Annotated in this window: 24 protein-coding genes; 11 read left to right on the plus strand and 13 right to left on the minus strand. The window is 66.3% G+C overall.

Annotation, left to right across the window (positions count from 1 at the left end):
* The first annotated feature begins 76 nt into the window (after positions 1-76).
* The 3 genes from CKO35_RS00190 to tcuB are packed head-to-tail and all read left to right on the plus strand — an operon-like array spanning position 77 to position 4,157.
* Positions 77-1,633 (plus strand): cobyric acid synthase, encoded by a 1,557-nt coding sequence (locus tag CKO35_RS00190; RefSeq protein WP_242466933.1) that lies wholly within the window; start codon positions 77-79, stop codon positions 1,631-1,633.
* Positions 1,630-3,024, plus strand: a complete 1,395-nt coding sequence (gene tcuA / locus CKO35_RS00195; protein WP_200171349.1) for an FAD-dependent tricarballylate dehydrogenase TcuA — start codon at positions 1,630-1,632, stop codon at positions 3,022-3,024. The genes CKO35_RS00190 and tcuA overlap by 4 nt, the downstream gene beginning before the upstream one ends.
* Positions 3,012-4,157, plus strand: coding sequence for a tricarballylate utilization 4Fe-4S protein TcuB (tcuB, locus tag CKO35_RS00200; RefSeq protein WP_200171356.1), 1,146 nt, complete (start codon positions 3,012-3,014; stop codon positions 4,155-4,157). The genes tcuA and tcuB overlap by 13 nt, the downstream gene beginning before the upstream one ends.
* A 22-nt stretch (positions 4,158-4,179) precedes the next feature.
* On the opposite strand, the gene CKO35_RS00205 is transcribed toward tcuB, so the two are convergent.
* From CKO35_RS00205 to cbiE, 4 genes are all read right to left on the minus strand, one after another.
* Positions 4,180-4,524, minus strand: a complete 345-nt coding sequence (locus CKO35_RS00205) for a hypothetical protein (RefSeq protein ID WP_200171358.1) — start codon at positions 4,522-4,524, stop codon at positions 4,180-4,182.
* 76 nt (positions 4,525-4,600) lie between these two features.
* A complete protein-coding gene (gene cobA / locus CKO35_RS00210; protein ID WP_200171360.1) occupies positions 4,601-5,467 on the minus strand; it encodes a uroporphyrinogen-III C-methyltransferase in 867 nt (288 codons plus the stop codon).
* Between the two features lie 23 nt (positions 5,468-5,490).
* Positions 5,491-6,255: a precorrin-4 C(11)-methyltransferase gene (gene cobM, locus CKO35_RS00215; RefSeq protein ID WP_200171362.1), complete on the minus strand. Its 765-nt coding sequence runs from the start codon at positions 6,253-6,255 to the stop codon at positions 5,491-5,493.
* Positions 6,256-6,258: 3 nt separating this feature from the next.
* A complete protein-coding gene (gene cbiE, locus CKO35_RS00220; protein ID WP_200171364.1) occupies positions 6,259-7,509 on the minus strand; it encodes a precorrin-6y C5,15-methyltransferase (decarboxylating) subunit CbiE in 1,251 nt (416 codons plus the stop codon).
* Between the two features lie 86 nt (positions 7,510-7,595).
* Here cbiE and CKO35_RS00225 point away from each other — a divergent pair, with 86 nt between their 5' ends.
* Complete coding sequence (locus tag CKO35_RS00225; protein WP_200171366.1) at positions 7,596-8,375, plus strand: cobalt-precorrin-6A reductase; 780 nt, start codon at positions 7,596-7,598, stop codon at positions 8,373-8,375.
* Here the strand turns inward: CKO35_RS00225 and cobJ are convergent.
* The 5 genes from cobJ to pufA all read right to left on the minus strand — a co-directional run bounded on the left by cobJ (position 8,339) and on the right by pufA (position 11,209).
* Complete coding sequence (gene cobJ, locus CKO35_RS00230) at positions 8,339-9,103, minus strand: precorrin-3B C(17)-methyltransferase (protein WP_200171368.1); 765 nt, start codon at positions 9,101-9,103, stop codon at positions 8,339-8,341. The two genes, CKO35_RS00225 and cobJ, sit on opposite strands and share 37 nt — an antisense overlap.
* Positions 9,100-9,834 (minus strand): precorrin-2 C(20)-methyltransferase, encoded by a 735-nt coding sequence (locus CKO35_RS00235; RefSeq protein ID WP_200171371.1) that lies wholly within the window; start codon positions 9,832-9,834, stop codon positions 9,100-9,102. The genes cobJ and CKO35_RS00235 overlap by 4 nt, the downstream gene beginning before the upstream one ends.
* The gene (locus CKO35_RS00240) at positions 9,831-10,463 is read right to left on the minus strand and encodes a precorrin-8X methylmutase (protein ID WP_200171373.1); all 633 of its coding nucleotides are present in this window, start codon (positions 10,461-10,463) and stop codon (positions 9,831-9,833) included. Before CKO35_RS00240 ends, CKO35_RS00235 begins: the two co-directional genes overlap by 4 nt.
* Positions 10,464-10,853: 390 nt before the next feature.
* Positions 10,854-10,994 (minus strand): light-harvesting antenna LH1, beta subunit, encoded by a 141-nt coding sequence (pufB, locus tag CKO35_RS00245; RefSeq protein ID WP_200171375.1) that lies wholly within the window; start codon positions 10,992-10,994, stop codon positions 10,854-10,856.
* 14 nt (positions 10,995-11,008) lie between these two features.
* Entirely contained in the window at positions 11,009-11,209 is a 201-nt protein-coding gene (gene pufA, locus CKO35_RS00250; RefSeq protein WP_008930802.1) for a light-harvesting antenna LH1, alpha subunit, read from the minus strand.
* Positions 11,210-11,643: 434 nt separating this feature from the next.
* Between pufA and radC the strand changes: the two genes are divergently transcribed.
* Together radC and CKO35_RS00260 are read left to right on the plus strand one after the other, a co-directional pair.
* A complete protein-coding gene (radC, locus tag CKO35_RS00255) occupies positions 11,644-12,315 on the plus strand; it encodes a RadC family protein (protein WP_200171377.1) in 672 nt (223 codons plus the stop codon).
* A gap of 190 nt (positions 12,316-12,505) precedes the next feature.
* Positions 12,506-14,332: an ABC transporter transmembrane domain-containing protein gene (locus CKO35_RS00260; protein ID WP_200171379.1), complete on the plus strand. Its 1,827-nt coding sequence runs from the start codon at positions 12,506-12,508 to the stop codon at positions 14,330-14,332.
* Positions 14,333-14,360: 28 nt separating this feature from the next.
* Here CKO35_RS00260 and CKO35_RS00265 read toward each other — a convergent pair whose 3' ends face one another.
* Positions 14,361-15,251: a universal stress protein gene (locus CKO35_RS00265; protein ID WP_200171382.1), complete on the minus strand. Its 891-nt coding sequence runs from the start codon at positions 15,249-15,251 to the stop codon at positions 14,361-14,363.
* A gap of 288 nt (positions 15,252-15,539) precedes the next feature.
* On the opposite strand from CKO35_RS00265, the gene CKO35_RS00270 reads away from it, so the two are divergent.
* Both CKO35_RS00270 and CKO35_RS00275 read left to right on the plus strand, forming a co-directional pair.
* Complete coding sequence (locus CKO35_RS00270; protein WP_200171384.1) at positions 15,540-16,682, plus strand: MFS transporter; 1,143 nt, start codon at positions 15,540-15,542, stop codon at positions 16,680-16,682.
* 45 nt (positions 16,683-16,727) lie between these two features.
* Complete coding sequence (locus CKO35_RS00275; RefSeq protein ID WP_200171386.1) at positions 16,728-17,165, plus strand: hypothetical protein; 438 nt, start codon at positions 16,728-16,730, stop codon at positions 17,163-17,165.
* A 53-nt stretch (positions 17,166-17,218) separates the two neighbouring features.
* On the opposite strand, the gene infA is transcribed toward CKO35_RS00275, so the two are convergent.
* Positions 17,219-17,443 (minus strand): translation initiation factor IF-1, encoded by a 225-nt coding sequence (infA, locus tag CKO35_RS00280; RefSeq protein WP_008930796.1) that lies wholly within the window; start codon positions 17,441-17,443, stop codon positions 17,219-17,221.
* 388 nt (positions 17,444-17,831) lie between these two features.
* Between infA and CKO35_RS00285 the strand changes: the two genes are divergently transcribed.
* Positions 17,832-18,788, plus strand: a complete 957-nt coding sequence (locus CKO35_RS00285; protein ID WP_200171388.1) for an SLAC1 anion channel family protein — start codon at positions 17,832-17,834, stop codon at positions 18,786-18,788.
* A 9-nt stretch (positions 18,789-18,797) separates the two neighbouring features.
* Here the strand turns inward: CKO35_RS00285 and CKO35_RS00290 are convergent, their stop codons facing one another.
* The gene (locus tag CKO35_RS00290; protein ID WP_008930794.1) at positions 18,798-19,103 is read right to left on the minus strand and encodes a DUF134 domain-containing protein; all 306 of its coding nucleotides are present in this window, start codon (positions 19,101-19,103) and stop codon (positions 18,798-18,800) included.
* A gap of 80 nt (positions 19,104-19,183) precedes the next feature.
* On the opposite strand from CKO35_RS00290, the gene CKO35_RS00295 reads away from it, so the two are divergent.
* Positions 19,184-19,537, plus strand: a complete 354-nt coding sequence (locus tag CKO35_RS00295) for a NifB/NifX family molybdenum-iron cluster-binding protein (RefSeq protein ID WP_200171391.1) — start codon at positions 19,184-19,186, stop codon at positions 19,535-19,537.
* A gap of 85 nt (positions 19,538-19,622) precedes the next feature.
* Entirely contained in the window at positions 19,623-20,951 is a 1,329-nt protein-coding gene (locus CKO35_RS00300; protein WP_200171393.1) for an ABC1 kinase family protein, read from the plus strand.
* Here the strand turns inward: CKO35_RS00300 and CKO35_RS00305 are convergent.
* Positions 20,942-22,627 (minus strand): GGDEF domain-containing protein, encoded by a 1,686-nt coding sequence (locus CKO35_RS00305; protein WP_200171401.1) that lies wholly within the window; start codon positions 22,625-22,627, stop codon positions 20,942-20,944. The genes CKO35_RS00300 and CKO35_RS00305 overlap by 10 nt on opposite strands.
* Between the last annotated feature and the right edge of the window lie 115 nt (positions 22,628-22,742).

A 22,742-nucleotide genomic window follows, 5' to 3' on the forward strand; every position in this document is an offset into this window, starting at 1 on the left:
CGCCCGTTTGGGTACCATCGGGTATCATCACATGCCGGATGCTCCGGCCATCACTGACGGACAATCAATCCAGCGGATGCCAAAAATCCATTTTTCCCCCTGCGGCGACCTCCCGGCCCGCGCCCGCATCCTCATGATCCAGGGCACCAGTGCCGACGTGGGCAAGAGCCTGCTGGTGGCGGGCCTGTGCCGGGCCTATAGCCGCCGGGGTCTGACCGTGCGGCCGTTCAAGGCCCAGAACATGAGCAACAACGCCGCCGTCACCATCGACGCGGATGCCCCGCCGGGTCCTGACGGCAGCCCTGCCCGGGGGGAGATCGGCCGGGCCCAGGCCCTGCAGGCCCTGGCCTGCGGTGCCCCCTGCTCGGTGCACATGAATCCGGTCCTGCTCAAACCCCAGAGCGACCTGACCAGCCAGGTGGTGCTGCGGGGCCGGGTGCTGGGCAGTTGGGCCGCTGCCGATTACCAGGATCTCAAGCCCGGCCTCATGCCCGCCGTCCTGGACAGCCTGCGGCGCCTGGCCGCCGAGGCGGATCTGGTGCTGGTGGAGGGGGCCGGTAGCGGCGCCGAACGCTATCTGCGGGCCCGGGACATCACCAACATGGGTCTGGCGGAGGCGGCGGACATCCCCGTGGCCCTGCTGGGGGAGGATGCCCGCGGCGGCATGACCGCCTCGGTACTGGGAGCGCACCAGCTATGGACGGCCTCGGAGCGGGACCGGGTGCGCGGCTATATCGTCAACCGCTTCCGCGGCGACCCGCGGATTTTCGATCCTGCCCGCGAGGACATGACCGGGGCCACCGGCTGGCCCTGCCTGGGCCTGGTACGCTGGTTCGACGGCGCCGCCCGGCTGGCCCAGGAGGATTCCCTGGCCCTGGAGCAACGCCGTGCCCGCACGGAATCGGGTCTGCTGATCGCCGTGCCCCGGCTGTCCCGCATCGCCAATTTCGACGACCTGGACCCGCTGGCGGCGGAGCCGGGTGTAAACCTGCGCTGGGTCAATCCCGGCGAACCCATCCCACTGGCGGCGGACGTGGTCCTGCTGCCCGGGTCCAAGGCCACCCGCACCGACCTGGAGATGCTGCGGCGGGAGGGCTGGGACATCGACATCCTGGCCCACGTACGCCAGGGGGGCGGCGTGGTGGGGCTGTGTGCCGGCTACCAGATGCTGGGCAGGGTGGTGCGGGACCCCCAGGGTCTGGAAGGCCCGCCCGGCGACACACCGGGCCTGGGGCTGCTGGATCTGGAGACCACCATCACCCGGGACAAGCGCCTGCTGGATCTGGATCAGCTGGACCGTCGCAGCGGACAGCAGGTGCAGGGCTACGAAATGCACATGGGACGCACCACGGGGCCGGGACTGGCCCGACCCTGGCTCATGCTGGATGAGGGGCCGGAAGGGGCGGAGTCCGCCGATGGCCGGGTCATGGGGGCCTATGTGCATGGCCTCTTCGCCGGGGACGGCTTCCGCGGCCACTGGCTCCGGCGCATGGGGGGCGAGGCCGGCGAGCTGCACCATGCCAGGCAGACCCAGGCCACCCTGGACGCCCTGGCAGTGCAACTGGAAGAGGATCTGGACCTGGACCGGCTCTGGGACATCAGCCGCCCCATGGGCGCCCTGCCCCCGTCATGAACGATGTCCTGGTCATCGGCGGCGGCATCGCCGCCTTCTGTGCCGCCCTCGCCGCCCGCCGGGCCGGTGCCTCGGTGCAGCTGGTGGACAGTGCCCCCCGCCATCTGCTGGGAGGCAACGCCCGTCACTCCCGCAACCTGCGTCTGGTCCACGACACGCCCTCACCCCTGTTCCCGGGTCGTTATACCGTGGAGGAGTTTCTCACCGACCTGCGGCGGGTCAGCGGCGGCCACATGGATGAAGATCTGGCCCGTCTGATGGCGGAGCGTTCCCGGGAATTACCTGACTGGCTGCAGGCCCAGGGCGTGAGGTTCCAGCCCACCGGCGACGGCATGCTTCCCTGGTCCTGCAAGACCGCCTTCTTCCTGGGCGGCGGCAGGGCCATGATCAACGCCCTGGCCCGAACCGCCGAAGACCTGGGGGTGGAGATCCTGCACGACACGAAAGTTCTGGATGTCCGGCTGCGGGCCGGGGACCACCACCACCTTCCGGCATGCCGGGAAGGGTCATCACTGACCCTCTCGGCCCGCACCGTGGTGATCTGCAGCGGCGGCTATCAGGCCAACCCCGAGGCCCTGTCCCGGACCTGGGGCATCGATGCCGCGGCCTTCCTGGTCCGGGGCAGCCCCCATGTCCGGGGCGAGATCCTGCTGTCCCTGCTGGCCCAGGGCGCGGCGCCGGCGGGGGTTCCCGGGGCCTGCCATCTGGTGGCGGTGAATGCCATGGCCCCCGCCGCCGACGGCGGTATCGTCACCCGGGTGGACGGCATGCCCTGGGGCTTGGTGGTGGATCGGGACGGACGCCGGTTTCAGGATGAAGGGGCGGAGATCACCCCGCGCCGGTATTCCTTCTGGGGCCGCCGGGTGGCCCGCCTGCCCGGTGCCAGGGCCCACCTGATCCTGGACGCGGCGGGACTGCGCCGGGCGCCACCCTCCATCTATCCCACCCACCGGGCGGATACCCTGGAGGCACTGGCCCGGACCCTGGCACTGAACCCGGCCATCCTGCGGGACACGGTGGATCGCTACCACGCGGCCCTGCGGCCCGATGGCCCGGAGGACGGCCACACCGAGGGCCTGGAACCGCCCAAGACCCGCCGCGCCCTGCCCCTGACCACCCCGCCCTTCCATGCCTGGACCATGGCCCCCGGCATCACCTTCACCTGCCACGGCCTCAAGGTGGACGCCCGGGCCCGGATCATGACGGCCGACGGCCGGCCCTGCGACGGTCTTCATGCGGCGGGGATGATCATGGCTCCCACGGTCCTGGGCACCGGCTACGTGGCCGGTGCCGCCCTGACCGTGGGCGCCGTGTTTGGCCGCATCGCCGGGGAGGAAGCCGCCCGCCGGGTCCTGACACCGCGCCCCGAGGGAGAAAAATGCCTGAACTGAGCCCCCCGGATTCCTCCACAACGCTCGCCGAGGCCCGGCGGGTGATGAACCTGTGCAACGTCTGCAGCTACTGCACCGGCTACTGCGCCGTGTTCCACGCCTCGGAACAGCGCCCGGACCTCACCCGGGACGACCTCCATTACCTGGCCAACCTGTGCCACAACTGCCGGGCCTGCTGGTATGCCTGCCAGTATGCCCCGCCCCACGAATTCGCCATCAACGTGCCCGCCACCCTGGCCCGGGTTCGCCACGACAGCTACCGCCGTTACGCCTGGCCCCGTGCCTTCGCCGCCCTGCTGGCCCGCAGCGGTCCGGCCACCCTCATGGTGAGCCTGGTCGCCACCCTGCTGATCCCCCTGCTCACGTTGATACTGGTGCCCTGGGACACCCTGTTTGCCGTGCACCGGGAGGCAGGGGCCTTCTACGCGGTGATCCCCTGGGGGGTAATGACCACGCTGGCCCTGATCACCCTGGGCACATCGATGCTGGCCCTGGGCATCGGGGTGGCCCGTTTCTGGCGGGACATCGGTCGGGGCGCACCGCCGGCCTCATCCTGGTGGCGGGCCCTGCCCCGGGCGGCGGCGGACCTGCTCACCCTGCGCAACCTGGACGGCGGGGGCGGCGGCTGCAATGACGTGGACGGGCGTTTTACCCAATGGCGACGGGGCTTTCACCATGCCCTGTTCTATGGTTTCCTGCTGTGCCTGGCCTCCACCACGGTGGCGGCCGGCTATCATCACTTCCTGGCCCTGGAAGCACCCTACCCCTTCTTCAGCCTGCCGGTGCTGCTGGGCACGGCGGGGGGTGTCGGCATGATGGCGGGAACGGCCGGGCTGGTGTGGGTGAAACGGCGGGGGGACCCGGCACCCACCGCAGCGGAAACCCTGCCGGCGGATTACGCCCTGCTGGGTCTGCTGTTCGCGGTGGCCGCCACCGGCCTGGTACTGCTGGCCCTGCGGGAGACCGCGGCCATGGGGCTGTTGCTGGCCCTGCACCTGGGCACGGTGCTGGGCTTCTTCCTGCTGGTGCCCTACAGCAAGTTCGTGCACGGGGCCTACCGGGGGGCGGCACTGCTGCGTCGAGCCATGGAGCAACACCATGGCCCTGGAACCGGAATCACGGCCAAGGAATGAGCATTCAGGTGCCGTTCGATACCTATGACGGCCGCCACACCTCATAGCCGCAGCTCCAGCAATGGTGCAGGGCTTCGCGCCCGGCCCCTTCAGCACGCTCCCGCACCCGCCCCTTGACCGCATACAGTCCCCGCAGGGTGCAGCGGGGGCATTTCAGGGCATCGCCTTCCTGCTCCAGGGTCTCGGGGTTTGCGTCGGCCTTGTCTTCGGTGACGACATCACCGGCCATGTCCGCCGACAGGCGGTTCAGGTCGTCCCCGAGGGCGACGATGAGTTCCGTGGCCCGGGGATTGCCGTCACCGACGGCGGCCTGCAGTTCATCCAGACGACGCTGCAGGGCGGAGAGGCGGTTGCGGATATCGCTCATGAGATCTCCTGGATGCGTTGGCTGGCACTGATTGTTGAACGGCGGCATGCCGTGGGCAAGCCTTTCCCGTCGAGGCTCACGCCTGACCGGAGGCCGACTCCACCGCCTGGGTCACCACCTGCCGCAGGGTGTGATGACAACGGACGATCTCGCCCAGGACCACAATGGCCGGCGCCTCCAGCCCCTCCCGACGGATGGTTTCCAGCAACTCGCCCTTGGTGGTGATCACCACCCGCTCCTCCAGGGTGGTGGCGGAGGCGACCACCGCCGCCGGGAGCGCGTCGGCCATCCCGCCCTGCCCCAGACCATCCAGGATGAAGGGCAGGTTGCGCAGGGACATGTACAGAATCACCGGCTGATTCAGACGCCCCACCAGGGTCCAGTCGATGCCGTCCGGCGTGGGCCGGGTGCCGGCACCATGGCCTGTGGCCAGGAACAGGGCCTGATTCACCCCCCGGCAGGTGGCCGGGATACCCACTGCGCTCAGCCCCGCCAGCCCCGAGGTCAGCCCCGGGATGACCCGATGGGGGATGCCCTGGGCCACCAGCTCGGCCACTTCCTCGCCGCCGCGACCGAAGATGAAGGGGTCACCGCCCTTGAGCCTCACCACCCGGAAGCCACGCCGGGCCTGATCCACCAGGGTGGCGGTGATGTCATCCTGATGGGTGGAGGGCCTGCCGCCGCGCTTGCCGGCAAAGATGCGCACCGCCTCCGGACGGGCCAGGGCAAGGGCGCGGGGATCGATGAGGGCGTCATGTACCAGAACGTCCGCCTGCAACAGGGCCGACAGGGCATGCAGGGTCAGCAGCCCGGGATCACCGGGACCGGCTCCGACGATCCACACCTCTCCCTGCCGCAGTCGGGGCATGCCGGGCAACAGGGTCCCCAGGGTGTCCAGAGCGGTCTCCGGGGACAAGGGGCGAGTGGGTGAGACTTCGTTCATCGGAATGCTCCGGGGCTGTCCGCTCACGACCCGTAACCGGGACGATAACGGCGGACATAGTCCGTGTTGTACAGGGCACTTTCGCGAAAATCCTCACTGCCCAGGGCCGGCCCCACCAGGATCAGGGCGGTACGCTCGATGGGATCGACCCGGTGCATGGCCACGATGCCGGACAGGGTGCCCCGCAGCACTGTCTGATCCGGCCAGCTGGCCCGGGCGACGATCGCCACCGGGCAGTCCTCGCCATAGTGGGGTACCAGGGCCGCCACCACGTCCTCCAGACGGTGGATGGCCAGATGAATGGCCAGGGTGGCGCCGGTGCGGGCGAAGTTTTCCAGGGTTTCGCCCGGCGGCATGGCAGAGGCGCGTCCGGACATGCGCGTGATCACCAGACTTTGGGCCACTTCCGGCACCGTCAGTTCCCGCCCCAGCACGGCGGCGGCGGCGGCAAAGGCAGGCACGCCGGGGGTGAGGGTGTAGGGAATGCCCCGTCGATCCAGACGGCGCATCTGCTCGGCCACGGCGCTGTAGACGGACAGATCGCCGGAGTGCAGGCGGGCCACATCCTCCCCGGCCTCGTGGGCACGGACGTATTCCGCCTCGATGGCATCCAGATCCATCGGCGCCGTGTCCACCAACCGGGCCCCGGGTGGGCAATGTTCCAGCAACTCCGCCGGCACAATGGAGCCGGCGTAGAGACACACGGGGCAACGGGCCAGCAGGCGCGCGCCCCGCAGGGTGATCAGATCCGCCGCGCCGGGGCCGGCGCCGATGAAGTGTACGGTCATCAATCAGTTCCTCTTTTCCACCGCCCATTGCACCACGGGCATGGCGGGACGGAAACCGTGCAGACTGCCAACGGGTTCCAGACGTTCCACCGACAGACGGCTCAGGGTGCCGCCGTAGCGCTGCCAGGCCCGCTGGATGACCTGCTCCGTCTCCAGCACCACCACGTTCGCCACCAGACGACCACCGGGGAGCAGGGCGGCCCAGCACTGGTCGATGACGGCCTCGTCGCGGGCGCCGCCGCCGATGAAGATCGCATCCGGCCGGGGCAATCCCTCCAGTACGGCGGGGGCACGACCGACCCGCACATCCAGCCGGGGGACGCCCAGGGCGGCGGCATTGCGGGCCGCGCGGGCGGCCCGCTCCGGGTGGCTGTCCACGGCAATGGCCCGGGTGCCGGGGTGGGTCAGCAGCCATTCGATGCCGATGGAACCGGAACCCGCCCCCACGTCCCAGAGCAGCGCGCCGGACCGGGGACGCAGACTGGACAGGGTAACGGCGCGGATCTCCCGCTTGGTGATCTGGCCGTCGTGTTCGAACCAGTCATCCGGCAGCCCCGGGGCCAGGGGAATGATGGGGGCATCCGCCTCCGCCAGTACCTCCAGTGCCAGCAGGTTCAGGGGCTGGACATCCTGGAGGTCGAAATCCCGTGCCCTGACATGACGCTGGCGTTCCCGTGGACCACCCAGGGCCTCCATCAGGGTCACGGCGGTCTCACCGAATCCCCAGCGGGTCAGGGCCTCGCAGATCTGCCCCGGCGAGTCCTGGTCGGCGGTCAGCACGAACAGGCGCGCACCCGGCTGCAGGGCCGGCCGCAGGGTCTCCAGGGGCCGGCCGGTGAGGGACACCACCGCGCATTCCTGCTGGGCCCAGCCCAGGCGGGCGGCGGCCAGCGACACGCTGGAGGGATGAGGCAGGCAGCACATCTCCCGCGCCGGCAGATGCCGCAGCAGGGTGGTGCCCACGCCGAAGAAAAAGGGATCACCGGAAGCCAGCACCACCACCGGCTGCCCCCGCCGGGCGAGGATCCGGGGCAGGGTGTCGGACAGGGGCGAGGCCCAGGGCAGCGCCTCTCCCCGGATCAGGGGCGCGGCCAGGGTCAGATGACGTGCTCCGCCGACCACCAGGACGGCGGCACCGATCAGGGCGCGGGCAGCGGGACTCAGGGCCTCGACGCCCTCCTCTCCCAGGCCTATGATGCTCAGCCAGGGACCCGGGGGGGCACCGGCCGGCTGACGGACGTGTTCAGCGGTCATTGCAATCTCTGCCCCGGCGACATCCCGCGCCCCACCCCACCGGCCAAGGGGCCGGGTCTGCCCATCCGTTCTGCCTGAAGCGAGCCATGACCCACACACCCCTGCGCATCCTGATCCTCGGCGGCACCGGAGAAGCCATGCAACTGGCCCGGGCCCTGGAAGGTGACGCACGCTTTGCCCCCACCTACTCGGTGGCCGGGCGCACGCAAAATCCCCGCCTGCCGGACCTGCCCTGCCGCAGTGGCGGTTTCGGGGGTCCCGACGGGCTGGCCGAGTACCTGGGCCGGGAGGCCATCGAGGTGCTGGTGGATGCCACCCACCCCTTCGCCGCCCGCATGTCCACCCATGCCGTCATGGCCGCGGAACGGACAGGCGTCGCCCTGATGGCCCTGCGGCGCCCGGCCTGGATACCCGGCCCGGAGGATCGCTGGCGGGGGGTTCCCGACATGGTCGCCGCAGCGCAGGCCCTGGGTACCCGGCCCCGACGGGTCTTTCTCACCATCGGGCAACTGGAACTGGCCACCTTTTGCGAGGCCCCCTGGCACCGTTACATCATCCGCAGCGTGGACCTGCCCTCGGTACGTCCGCCGGACTGCCTGTGCATCACGGAACGCGGCCCCTTCCGGCTGGAGGATGAACGACGGCTGCTGCAGCATCACCGCATCGACGCCCTGGTGACCAAGAACTCCGGCGGCGAGGCCACCCGCGCCAAGCTGGAGGCGGCACGGATGTGCGACGTGGAGGTGATCATGGTGGAGCGCCCGCGGGTGCCGCCGGCGCCCGCCGAAGTGCCGGACCCGAAGGCCGCCCTGGACTGGCTGGGCGCGCACTACGCCCGTTCCCGACCCACGCTGCGGGGCGTGTAGATCCAGGGATCCTGCCCGGAACGGGGGATCAGCCGGGTCTCGGCGTTGCCGACGATCACCAGGGTGCGCATGTCCGCCTGCTCCGGCCGGGCCAGGGCCAGGGTGGTCACCGCCACCGCCTCTTCCGGGCGGCTCACGGCCCGGGCAAAGATCACCGGCACATGACCCGGCAGATGACGACGCAGCAGGGTCAGGGCTTCACCCAGCTGCCAGGGACGCGCCCTGGAAATGGGATTGTAGAAAGCCATGGCAAAACCACCCCGGGCGGCGCACTCAAGGCGGTTCAGGATGACGCTCCAGGGTTTGAGGTTGTCCGACAGGGACATGACGCAGAAGTCATTGCCGAACGGCGCCCCCAGACGGGCACCGGCGGCCAGCACCGCGGACACCCCGGGATGCACGGTCACCTCCAGATCCCGCCAGCCGGGCTCGCCATGGTCCATGGCCTCGAACACCGCAGCCGCCATGCCGAACACGCCGCCGTCGCCGGACGAGACCACGGCCACCCGGGCGCCCTCCGCGGCCAGTTGCAGGGCCAGACGCGCCCGCATGATCTCCTCGCGGTTGTCGGAGGCATGGATCCGCTGACCACCCTCGGCGACCACCCGTTCCACATAGGGCACATACCCCACCAGGTCCGTGGCCTGGGCCAGGGCCAGGGTGGCCCGGGGACAGCGCAAATCCTCGGCGCCGGGACCCAGACCGATGACATCCACGCGACCGCTCATCGAACCCCCTGTCTGCCGGGTACCAGCACGATGGTGAAATAGGGCGCGGGCCGGTCTTCCGGCCAGTCGGCCAACCGCGCCACGTGCGCGCCGTCCATGGTGCCCCGCTCCACCAGAATGGCCCGTTCCAGCAGACCGGCCCGGATCAGGGCCGTGCGGATACGGGGCAGATTACGGCCCACCTTCATGAAGACGGCGGCATCGGTACGGCTCAGATGGGACACCATGGTGTCCTCCGGCAGGGTGCCCGGGATCACCGTGAGTACGTCGTCACCATGGGTGATCGGGGTGTCGGCCTGGGTCCAGCATCCGCTCATGCCGCTGATGCCGGGGACCACCTGGGCCGGGAAGCGGTGAGACAGGCGATCGTGCAGGTACATGTAGGAACCGTACAGGAAGGGATCACCCTCGCAGATCACCGCCACATCCTCTCCTGCGTCCAGATGGCGGGCCACCTGCGTCGCGGCCTGATCGTAGAAGAGCGCCATGTCCCGTGCATACAGGGGGTCATGAATGGAGACTTCGGTGGTGAAGGGGTACTCCAGGCGCAGGATCCGCTGCTCGGGAAGCAGGTGGGGGCCGGCAATCCCCAGGGCCTGCCCGGTGCGACCCTGCTTGGCAAAGGCGGCCACCACCGGCGCCGCCCGCAACAGGCGCAGGGCCTTGAGGGTGATGAGTTCCGGATCACCGGGCCCCAGACCGATGCCGAACAGGGTGCCTGGGCCGCTCATTCCTGTTCGCTCGCCAGGGCGTTAATGGCCGCCACGGTCATGGCACTGCCACCCAGACGACCATGGACGATCACGGATTCCAGACCCGGATAGGCAGCCAGGGCCTCCTTGGATTCCGCGGCGCCCACGAAACCCACCGCCATGCCGATCACCAGGGCTGGACGGGGCGCCCCCGCATCGATCAGTTCCAGCAGGTGGAACAGGGCGGTCGGGGCATTGCCGATGGCCACCACGGCACCGTCTAGCCGTTCCCCCCACAGATCCAGGGCGGCAGCGGAGCGAGTGTTGCCGATCCGCCGCGCCAGTTCGGGGACGCGGGGGTCGTCCAGGGTGCAGATGATCTCATTGTCCGCCGGCAGCCGGGCGCGGGTAATACCGTGGGCCACCATCTTGGCATCACAGAGGATGGGCTTCCCCGCCAGCAGGGCCGCCCTTCCCGCCCTGGCGGCATCGGGCGTGAAGACCACCTGAGGCGCCAGTTCCACCATGCCGCAGGCATGGATCATGCGCACCACCACCCGGGCCTCGTCGGCGCTGAAACCGTCCAGTCGGGCTTCGCCGCGGATGGTGGCGAAGGATTTACGATAGATGGCCGCGCCATCCTTGATGTAGTCGTAGGTCTGGGACATGGATCGAGTGTACTGCGTGACGGGCAATGCCGGGGCGGCCGGAGCGGGTGGGTAAGCTTAGCGGGTCGGGGTCCACGGAGCAATGCCCGGCTTGCCCGACACCGGCCTTTGGCCGTGCCGACTTGCTGGAGCCCGGGAAGAGAGTGCATCAGGGAAGCACGCAACATGGCCGACCGCACAGGCCGCGTGCGAAATTTTTCAGGAAGGGGGGTTGCAATACCCGAGGGTTTTAGTCCAATATTGGACCCATGCTCTCAAACGGAAGGTGGAGGAGCCTGACGGTTCTCCGAGTGATTGGCCTCTGCAAAAGTCACAATCACCCGTCGATCGAACCGGCAGGTACTCCTCCACCCGCACTGCTAGTGCAATACCGCTATTGCAAAGACCTTCTTAGTAGAAGGGTCTCCACATGAACACCAGGAAGTGAGCGGCGGCAGCCAGAACCATGAACACCGTGAAGGTGGTCTTGAACTGCTCGTGGAATTCCTTGGCTTGTTCTTCGGTCAGGCCGGAGATGCTGTTGTCATTCATGGTCTAGTCCTCTCTTACTCGGAAGCTTCAACGGCGCTGGCGTCGAAGGTCAGCGGGTTGTAGTTGTCATTGCTGTACACGAAAGCGTGGACGGCCAGAGCAACGACCAGAACAGCCATCAGAATGGGCATCAGCCAAGTGCCGGGGTTGACCACCAGCCACAGCTTCCAGTCGTCTCTGGGGTTGCTTGGCTTGCTCGCTCTGTATTCGCTCATTGATATTACCCTCTTGGTTTAAGTACAGACCCCTTCTGGGGATCCGGACGTTCTTGCAGACATCAGCTTCTGATGTAGCCCTGCAACGGACTCAAGACCTGGGCCGGATTCCTGGAAGAAATGGCCACAAGACCTGATTCCGAATTTCCGCTCAGACGATCCTGGCTACCTTCAGGGCCAACCCCCATGGCTGGGATCGCAGTTAGGGTGTAAGTCTAGGCTGACGCCGCTGGATGTCAAGGCGTCGATACAAGCGGAAGCCCTCCAAAGCACCAAGACTCACAAAAGCTTGACCCGGGTCAACGAGTGGGCGACCACGAAGGATGCGCCCTGAAGGATGGCGCATGCATGGACAATCCCCCATTGGGCGGTCATGATGAAACCCATCCTGACATGGACAGTGGACTGTCCAATCACGCACATGGAGGTCAAGCATGCCCATCACCGACTGGCCCGCATCCGAACGCCCCCGGGAAAAGCTCATCACCCGGGGCGCCGCCGCCCTGTCCGATGCCGAACTCCTGGCCATTTTCCTGAGAACCGGCGTGGCAGGATTCACCGCCGTGGATCTGGCCAGGGATCTTCTGCGCCGATTCGGCGGCCTGCGTCCATTGCTGCAGGCCGATCTTGCCGAGTTCTGCGCTGCCCGAGGCCTGGGACAGGCCAAATACGCCCAACTCCAGGCCGTGCTTGAGATGGGGCGTCGGCATTTGTCTGAAACCCTCAAGCGAGGGGATGCCATCACCAGCCCCGAACATACCCGGCACTATCTGAGAGCGCAGCTGCGGGACTACCCTTTCGAGGTCTTCGCATGCCTGTTTCTGGATAATCGCCACCGCGTCATCGCGTTTGAAGAGCTGTTCCGGGGCACCATAGACGGCGCCAGCGTACATCCCAGGGAGGTCGTGCGCCGTGCCCTGGCCCACAATGCGGCGGCAGTCATCCTGAGCCACAACCACCCCTCGGGAATCGCCGAACCCTCCCGTGCGGATGAACTCATCACCCGGCGCCTCCAGGAGGCCCTGGGATTGATTGACGTCAGGGTGCTGGATCACATCATCGTAGGGGATGAGCTTGTATCACTGGCGGAACGGGGGGTGCTCTGAAACTGCCAGCTCACATTCCCCAGGCATGAAATCAGTAATCGAGTCAGCGTGTCCAGGGCCAGGGCAACGACACCGGCACCTGAATTGAAGCCTGCCAGCCAAACATGATTTCCCTTCTCCTTTCAGGGTCTTGTTGGTTCTGGAAAGGTTTAAGATAGGCCCGCCTTCAGGCCAGTCAAGGAACAGGATCGTGTCGGAACATGAAACCGAACTGAGCAACCGCCCCACCAGCCGCAACCTGCGGGTGCTGGGACGTCTGCTGGGCTTTGCCAGACCCCACACGGGCCGCATCATTGCCGCGGCGGCGGCTCTGGTGGCAGGGTCCGGGGCCGTGCTGGCTTTCGGGGCCGTGCTGCGCCTGGTGATCGACCAGGGCCTGACCGCCGGCGATGCCGCCGCCCTGAACCAGGCCCTGATGCTCCTGCTGGGAGTGGTGCTGCTCATGGCCACGGCCGTTTCCTTGCGCATGTACCTGGTGACCTGGATCGGGGAAAGGGTGGTGGCGGACCTGCGCCGGGCAGTATTCGACAAGGTGCTGCGCCTGGACCCGGCCTTCTTCGAGATGACCCGCACCGGGGAAGTGATCTCCCGCCTGACCACGGACACCTCCCTGGTACAGGTGGTGGTTGGCTCCACCCTGGCCATCGCGGTACGCAACCTGCTCCTGTTTTGCGGCGGCATGGCCATGCTGTTCATCACCAGCCCCAAACTGACCCTGGGCGTGCTGCTGGGCGTGCCGCTGATCACCGTGCCTGTCTGGATCCTGGGCCGCCATGTCCGCCGCCTTTCCCGTCAGTCCCAGGACCGGGTGGCCGACATCGGTGCCTACATTGACGAAACCCTCTACGGCATTCGCACCGTCCAGGCCTTCTGCCATGAAGCGGTGGACATGATGCGGTACGGACGCCAGGTGGAACAGGCCTTCGACACCGCCATCCGGCGCACCCGCTTCAGCGCCCTGCTCAGCGGCATGGTGATGCTGCTGGTGTTCTCCAGCATCAGCCTGGTGCTGTGGGTGGGTGGGCACGACGTGCTGGCCGGACGCATGAGCAACGGGCAACTGGCGGCCTTCGTGTTCTATGCAGTGCTGGTGGCCGGTGCCGTGGGCGCGATCAGCGAAGTCATCGGCGAGCTGTTCCGGGCCGCCGGGGCGGCAGAGCGGCTGATCGAACTGCTGGATACGGAACCCGCCATCACCCCGCCCGACCGGCCACGGGCCCTGCCGGCCCCGCCCGTGGGCCGGGTGCAGCTGGAACAGGTGGTGTTCCGCTACCCTTCCCGCCCTGAACCACCGGCACTGGACGGGATTACCCTGACCCTGGAGCCTGGCGAGAAGGTCGCCCTGGTGGGGCCCTCGGGAGCCGGCAAGTCCACCGTCCTGCAACTGCTGCTGCGCTTCTATGACCCCGAGTCCGGCAGCATCCGTTTTGACGGGGTGGACATCCGGGAAACCGATCCGGGCCAGTTGCGAAAGCGCATGGCCCTGGTACCCCAGGACGCCATCATCTTCGGCGCCGATGCCTGGGAAAACATCGCCTTCGGCATGGATGGGGTGAGCCGGGAACAGATCCGACAGGCGGCGGACGCGGCCCATGCCAGCGAATTCCTGGACCGCCTGCCGGAGGGCTTTTCCAGTCACCTGGGAGAACGGGGGGTGCGCCTGTCCGGCGGCCAGCGCCAGCGCATCGCCATCGCCCGCGCCATCCTGCGGGATCCGGCCCTGCTGCTGCTGGACGAGGCCACCAGCGCCCTGGACGCGGAGAGCGAGCGCCTGGTCCAGGAGGCGCTGGAACACCTGATGGAAGGACGCACCACCCTGATCATCGCCCACCGCCTGGCCACGGTTCGCAAGGCGGACCGGATCGTGGTCATGGACCAGGGCCGGATTGCCGCCGTGGGTACCCACGACGAGCTGGTGGCCCAGGGAGGACTCTACGCTCGGCTGGCGGCCCTGCAGTTCAGGGAAGGGCAGGAAGGACTGGCGGAGCCAGGCCACCGCACCGGCACCGGCGGCTGAACCCCGTTGCCGGTACCGGCTCCCCCTTTTAGCCCCGGATCAGCAACACATCCGCGTCCTGCACCTGGTGTACCACCCGGCGAGCCACGCCGCCCAGCAGGGCATCCTGGAGACGGTTGCGGCCATGGGTGCCCATCACCACCAGCTCGGCCTTGAATTCCTGCACGGCGCGCTCCAGCACATCGGGCGCATAACCCAGGCGCAACTCGGCGGAGAGCCGCTCCGCCGGCAGGCCGCAACCGGACAGAAAATCATTCAGTTCCTGTTCCTGCTCAGCGCGCACTTCCTGCTTGATCCGGGCCACCTCACTGGCCACCACCCGGTTGCGCAGCACTTCATCCAGGGAATCCATGTTGTACGCATGCACCGCGCGCAGGGTTTCCTCGGGTGAGAGTGCCGAGGCCAGGCGAAGGGCGCTGCGGGTCCGCTCGGAATAATCCACCGGTACCACGATATGGCGGTAAGGTCCCTGCACCGGCTTCTTCACCACCAGGATGGGGCGATCGGCATGGTGGACCAGGTTCTGGGTGGTGGTGCCCAGCAGAATCTCCTTGAAACTGCGCTGGCCGTGGGAGCCCACCACGATCAGGTCGGCCTCGAACTCCCGGGCCTCCGCCAGGATCTGCTTGTGGCCCTGGCCCCGCACGCAGCGGATGTCCATGCTCAGGTCGTCAGTGGCGCCCAGTGCCATCATGCGCTCCGCCATGGCCTGCTCGGTGGCTTCCACCAGGTCCGCCATGAGGGCGTCTGCGTCACCCCGCAACCGCTTGAGGACGGCCTCATCCAGGGCCGGGGCAGGAATCACATTAACCACCCGCAGTTGGGCTCCTTCCGAGGCGGCCAACTGCAAGGCACGTCGACCGGCGTTGTCGGCGCCGGCGGAAAGGTCGGTGGCAAACAGGATCTTGCTCAGCTTCATGGCATCTCTCTCGTACAGGACGTGACTCTTTGCTGTCTCGGCGCGCCAGTCCACCCGACATGGCACCCATGGCACTGATTGTCGCACAGTTGCCGCCGGTGTCACGTGATCGGTGTGCAGGTGTGCGCAGGTGAATGCTGATTGACAGGGTGAATCCGCCGCCACGGCATGGGGTAATCGCCGGGAATTGCCTTTTGCCAATCAGGAATGGAAAGCGCTTGAAGTACAATGGCCGGGACAGCCCCATCGTCCCTTCCAGCGGGCTTGCGCCTGCGTCAGGAGCCTTCCTTGCGTATCAGTCACCTTCTTATCGTGCAGTATTGCGCGATCCTGGTCTTTTCATCCCTGTATGCCCCCCAGCCGCTGCTGCCCGTGCTGGCAGAAGCCTTTGCCGTCAGTGAGGCCAGGGCCTCGCTGCTGATCACAGTGGCCCTGCTGCCCCTGGCCATCGCTCCGGTGGCCTATGGATTCCTGCTGCAGAGGCTGTCGGCCAGGCGCCTGCTGATCGGCGCCACCTGGCTGCTGGCCGTCACCCAGGTGGCGGTGTATCTGGTCACCAGCTTTGAACTGCTGCTGGCCCTGCGCCTGGCCCAGGGATTGATCATCCCCGCCATGCTCACTTCCCTGATGACCTATCTGGCCGCCAGCGCCCCGCCGGGGCAGATCGCCCGGGTGATGGCCATCTACATTGCCGCCAGCGTGCTGGGGGGCTTCCTGGGGCGCATGATCTCAGGGCTGATCTCCACCCAGTTCGGCTGGCGCTGGTCATTCCTGTTCCTGGCCGTGGCCATCGCCCTGTGCGCCCTGCTGCTGCAGCGCCTGAAAGCCGACCCACCGGTGAGCTTCCAGCGTCTGGACCCGCGGACCATCCTGCAGGTGCTGCGGCAACCCAGCTTCCTGCGCCTGTACATGGTGGTGTTCTGCGCCTTCGGTGCCTTTGCCTCGCTGCTCAACTTCCTGCCCTTCCGCCTGGTGGAACTGGGCACCGGACTGAGTGAGACCGGCATCGCCTTCATGTATGCAGGCTACCTGATGGGGGTGGTCACCTCCCTGCTCTCCCTGCGCATCGCCGACCATATCGGCGGCGCGGTGAACACCATGCTGCTGGGCAGCGCGATATTCCTGGCAGCCCTGCTGTTCTTCACGGGCTCACAGGTATGGGTGATGTTCATGGGCATGTTCGTGCTCTGCGCCGGCATGTTCCTGATCCATTCCCTGGCACCGGGGGTGCTCAATCAGGCCGGCGGCGAACAGCGGGGGGTGGTCAACGGACTGTATATTGCCTTTTACTATGCGGGCGGTACCACCGGGTCATTCCTGCCGGGATTCCTGTATCACGGCCTGGGCTGGCATGTGTATCTGGGCGCCCTGGCCATGATCCTCTGCTTCGGCGGGTGGCTGCTCTGGACCTTGCGACGCAGCGGCCTTTGACCCGGCCAGACAACCGGAATACGCCTGGAGGCGCGAGGAGGATAGATGAGCCAAGACACTACCAAGCCGTCCCGCAAGGGCCTGCCCCGCTGGGCCAGACTTCTGATCACGCCCCTGATCCTGCTGACGGCGGCCGCCCTGATCTGGAGCCAGCTGCCCAAGGGCGCCTACCCCACGGACCTGAGCCGGATCGGCGACGGGCGCCCTGCCCTGGTGCTCACCTACGACGCTTCCTTCCTGGCAGGCATGCGGGTGATGGGCTACATGGACGAGCTCCGCGATGACTACATGCCGCGGGTCCACTTCCTGGTGGCCAATGTGGGCACCCCGGACGGACGCAGTCTGGCGAACCGACACGGGGTTCGGGACGGCGCCGTGCTGCTGTTTTCAGCCCAGGGGACACTGGTGGAACAATTGCCGGCACCGGCCGGCGCGGAGGAACTGCGTCAGGCCCTGGATCGGGTCCTGATGGCGACCCGGTAGGCACCCGGGCGCAGGGGGCGGGCAAGGGGGCAGGGATGCCCCCACGAACCGGATCAATGCTTGTAGCGGTAGCTGATACGGCCCTTGGTCAGGTCGTAGGGAGACATCTCCAGCTTGACCTTGTCGCCGCTGACCACGCGGATACGGTAGCGGCGCATCTTGCCGGAGGCGTAGGCCTGCACCTGAACGCCGTTCTCCAGTTCCACGCGAAAACGCTGATCGGGCATCACGTCGGTGACGGTGCCTTCCATCTCAATGAGATCTTCCTTATTGGACATGGGGTACCTCTCTTTCCGTCAGGCAGGACACATGAGGGGACTGCGGGTCTGTCCGGCCTGAGTGAGTGTCGGCCTGGCCCTGTGGGCCTGTGCCATGGGGTCGTGCGTCTGCCGATGCAGCGCAGATAAGGTGGGGCAAGGCGGTCTTGATGCCGCTTGACAGGGTCCTGACGCCGGTCGTCATGCCCAGGACCGCTGCAGTATACACGAATCAGGATTCATTTTCAGGGACTTACGCGCACGCCCCGGGAAGGGGCTGAAACGGGACTGCCACAATGAAATTAAGCGATGGCTAATATTGCCCGTTTCCCTTAAAGTGTGCGGCATTCAAGGGGCGCCGGAGTCCGGCTTCGGGCGTCGCCGGATCAACTGCTCACGGGGGCATCCGATGGAATCACAACCGAGACTGCCGCACTTCCCTGTCGCCTGGTTCGCCATGATCATGGGCCTGCTGGGCTTCGCCATCGTCTGGGACCGGGCCGATGCCCTGCTGGCCGTCCCCCCGGTCATCGGTGATGCCCTGAGGGGCTTCGCCGTGGTGGCCCTGCTGGGGGTGGCGGCACTCTATCTGACCAAGCTGGTCCGCCACCGGGAGGCCGTGGTCAAGGAACTCAACCACCCCGTCAAGCGCAACTTCTTCGCCACCATCTCCATCAGCCTGGTCCTGCTGTCCATCGCCTTCCTGGAGGATGCCCCCGGCCTGTCGCTGGTGCTCTGGTCCGTGGGCGCGGCCCTGCACCTGCTGTTCACCCTGTACGTGATGTCAGTGTGGATCAATCACACCAGTTTCCAGATCCAGCACATGAATCCGGCCTGGTTCATCCCCGTGGTGGGTAACATCCTGGTGCCCATCGCCGGGGTACACCATGCCAGTCCGGAAATCTCCTGGCTGTTCTTCAGCATCGGCCTGGTGTTCTGGATCGTGTTGCTGACCATCGTGTTCTACCGGATCATTTTCCATGATCCACTGCCGGAAAGGCTGGTGCCCACCCTGTTCATCCTGGTGGCGCCGCCGGCCGTGGGCTTCATTTCCTATGTCAGCCTGACCGACAGCCTGGACCCCTTTGCCCGGGTGCTGTTCTACACCGGCCTGTTCCTGACCCTGCTGCTGTTCTCCCTGGTGGGCCGCTTCGGACGGCTGAAGTTCTTCATCTCCTGGTGGGCCTATTCATTCCCCATGGCAGCCATGACCCTGGCGGCCATCAAGATGCACGGCCTGACCGGTGATCCCTTCCATTACGTGATCGGCGTGGTCATGATCGGCGTGCTCACCTTCATCATCGGCGCCCTGCTGATCCGCACGGGCATCGCGATCAGACGCCGGGAGATCTGCGTCGAGGAATGATCCGGCACCTCATTCCGGCGGCCCTGTCCGCGGGGTATCGGCCATCTCGATCCTGATGGCCTTGCCCTGCAGCAGGGCCTCGGAGACCTTTTTGCGGGCAGAGTCCAGCATGCGGGAAAACGTGCTGCGGGACACCCCCATACTGTCCGCCGCATCCGCCTGATAGCGGCCTTCCAGGTCCGCCAGACGCAGGGCTTCCACTTCCTCCAGTGCCAGCACGACCTCCTCCAGATCCCGCAGCGGGATGCCGGCCGGCTTGAAGTAGGTACAGTCGGGACGACAGGTGATCCGGCGTGGACCTCGTGGCCTTGGCATGGGCTGCTCCGTGATGGGTGCTTGTATCTATTATGGTCATATGCGCATAATTAGCCACGATTCATGACGGAGAAGCCAACATGCGCATTGCCGTGACAAGTCAGAATTTTCGCACCATCACCGGTCATGCGGGCAAGTGCCGGCGCTTTCTGGTCTTCGGACCGGGCGCGGCGGATGCCCCGGAGGAATTGCAACGCCTGGATCTGCCCATGGAGATGGCCCTGCACGAACACCGGGGACAATCGCATCCGCTCTTCGAGTTGGGGCTCACGGATCTGGTCACCCAGGGGGCCGGCCCCGGCTTCATGCGGCGCCTGGCGGCTCAGGGTATTCGGGTACATGTGACCAGCGCCACGGACCCGACCTCCGCGGTGCGCAGTCTGCTGGCAGGAGAGCCCCTGCCGCAACCACTGGAGGGGGCCTGTCGGCATTGAAGCGCCCACCGGGCTGCACCGGGACAAAACCAATCCGGCATATCACTGTCTGCTGATATGCCCTCACTGAAGGAACGCCATCAGCATGTCCAACAAGCGCCCCACCCGCGGTACCGCCGTCCCCAGTTCACGCCTGAGTCGTCTGTGGCACCTGGGCATGGCTTCCGGTTCCCTGGCCGCGGGCATCGGTGTGAAAGGACTGATGGAACTGGGTCGCCGTGGCCAGGAGAGCACCCCGGCCCGAATCGCCCTCTCCGGCCCCCATGCCCAACGTTTCACTCGGCGCCTGGCCCGGATGCGCGGCGCAGTCATGAAAATGGGACAGCTCATGTCCATGGACGGAACCGATATCTTCACACCCGAGGCCGCGGAGATCATGAGTGTCCTGCGCCAGAGCGCCGAACCCATGCCACTGGGCCAGCTGGGCGGCGTGCTCAATCGGGAATACGGCAAGGGCTGGGAGACTCGCTTTGCGCGCATGCATTTCACCCCCATCGCCGCGGCTTCCATCGGTCAGGTCCATCGCGCGGAAACCCGGGATGGACGCCAGCTGGCCCTCAAGGTCCAGTTCCCCGGTGTGCGCGACAGCATCGACAGCGACATCAGCAACCTTTCCTTCCTGCTGCGCAATTTCCCCCTCATGCCCAGCGGGATTGACCCGGCCCCCCTGCTGGAAGAAGCCCGCCTGCAACTACATCGGGAAACGGATTATGCCGCTGAAGCGGATGCCATGGAGGCCTATGCAGACCGGGTAGGTGATGATCCCGATCTCTTCGTCCCCCGCCCCCACCGGGATCTCACCACCGAATGCGTACTGGCCATGGACTTTGCCGAGGGCGAGCCTGTGGACCGGGTCATGCAGGGTGACTATACCCGTGCAGACCGGGACCGCATCGCCGGCCTGCTGGCGATGCTGAGCTTCCGGGAACTGTTCGAGTTCGGCCTGGTACAGACCGACCCCAATTTCAGCAACTATCTCTATGATGGCCGTACCCGACGCGTGACACTACTGGACTTTGGTGCCGCCCAGGCAGTGGCCCCGCAGTGGGTGAATACCTATCGACGCATGGCGCGAGCGGCGCTGGAAGATGACCGGGATACCCTGCACGATGCATGCGCCACCATGGGCTACATCGGCGACGACACCCCAGCCGGGGATGTGGAAGAAATGATCCGGCTGCTGCTCATGTCCGCCGAGCCCATCCGCCACCCAGGGCCTTATGATTTTGGTGCCTCGGACCTGTTCGAGCGGGTCTATCACCGCGGCCGCGAACTGTTCCTGGACGACCGCTTCCGCAATACACCAGTCCCCGGCACCCTGTTCCTGCACCGCAAGTTCATGGGTACCTTCATGCTGTGCAGGAAGCTGCGGGCGCGGGTGGATATCGGCCGAATGCTGGCAGATCACCTCTGATCCCGAGGCTGCTCACGACGCGTCATCTTGATGTGATACATGGCCTCGTCAGCCCGATTGAGGAAATCCTGGGGCTTGTCCGTGTGCCTGAATACCGCCACGCCGACGCTGCAACCCACATTCACCATGTGCCCCTTGGCCTCGATAGGCAGGGAAATCTGCTCTTCGGCGCGCAGGACCAGCTTGCCCGGATCGGCATTTCTGCCGCCATTCTCCGAAAGCAGCAGGGCAAACTCGTCCCCACCCAGACGGGCCGCGATATCATCACCACGCACCAGGTTGCGCAGGCGCTCCGCCACCACCTGCAGCACGATATCACCCGCCTCATGTCCCAGCCGGTCATTGATGGGCTTGAATCCGTCCAGATCCAGATAAAGCAGCGTCAGGTGACCACCTCCACGCCGGTGCTTTTCCATCCTTCGTCCGAGTTTTTCCATGAAACGCCGCCGATTCACCAGCCCGGTCAGGGCATCCGTATTGGCAAGGTCCGCCAAGGTCTGCTGTGAGCGGCGCCGGGCTTCCACCTCCCGGCTCAGATCCCGGGTGCGGCGGGTGATGATGCCGGCGGCCAGATTGAAGGATCTGGCCAGTTCAGTGAATTCCCCCCAGAACGGCTCCTTGACGAAGACATTGCTCTGGTGATCGCGCAAGGCCCGGGTGGCCTGGGTCAGCAGACTCACCGGCCTGAAGATCATGCGCGTGAATACCAGCGCCATGATCAGGCAAAGCAGCAGGACGAACAGCACCATCACCAGGAGAAACTGTGCCTGCTCCCGGAGCGCGGCCTTCAAAACCTGAAGCGATACATAAACCACCACATCCCCCAGACCGTGATTCAGGGGCATCACCACCAGCAGATGGTCACAGACACGGGCTGGTCCACCAGCGGTGGATGGAACCTCAAGGAGGGCGTCACAGATACCGGGGTTCCAGTGGGAATCCCCGCCGAGATAACGTTCACCATCCGGATCGCCGCGCAGCACCAGCAGGGTTTTTCCGCCCAGATCCTCGTAGGGGAAATCTTCCACCACGGCCAGCAGGTCATCCATCATTACCAACAGGTGCAAGCTGCCGATGTGCCTGCCATCAAGAACCAGAGGCCCACTGATCCAGAGCCCGGGATGATCACCGTTTTCCGGCCAGCGAATCTCAAGACTGACCTCCGGATGCCGCAGGAAAGGCGGCTGCATGCCGGACTTACCCAGACGCTCGTCATGGTAGACGCCCGTCACAGGGCTCCCCTCCATGTCACGAATCCAGATTCCGCCCAGATTCTCCACAGGCTCCAGGGCGTCCCGCAGGATTCGCTCAATGAGTCCGCGGTGGACGGCCTCTCCGGTTCGCAGATAGGCCTGCAGGCTCAGGCGCATCTGGGTCCGACTGGCCACCAGCTCCAGATGATCGATCATGCGCCGGAACTCCAGGTTCAAGCGCCGCTGCTGAACCTGGGCGATCCTTTCCAGCCCGGCTTCGGCAATGGACAAAGTGAGGGCACGGGTATGGTGATACTGGACCAGAAACAGCAACCCCTGAGGAATCAGGGCCACCAGCAGGAACGCCATGAGCAAGCGGGGGCGCAATCCCAGGCTGCGCCACACACGACGTGCCCCGGCACCGGACGTTGCAGCAGGCTCTACATGCTGCCCGCTGCCATCGCCCCGATCGGCAGGCCCCATATCAGCTCCTTCAGGACAGGATTCCATCGACGATGACATCACAATAGCGCCGTCAGACACCATTGCAAACAACCACCGTGAACCAATAAAACCCCAGCCTGCCAAAACGGTGAGG

The organism is Ectothiorhodospira shaposhnikovii (assembly GCF_016584105.1).
Classification (GTDB): Bacteria; Pseudomonadota; Gammaproteobacteria; order Ectothiorhodospirales; family Ectothiorhodospiraceae; genus Ectothiorhodospira; species Ectothiorhodospira shaposhnikovii.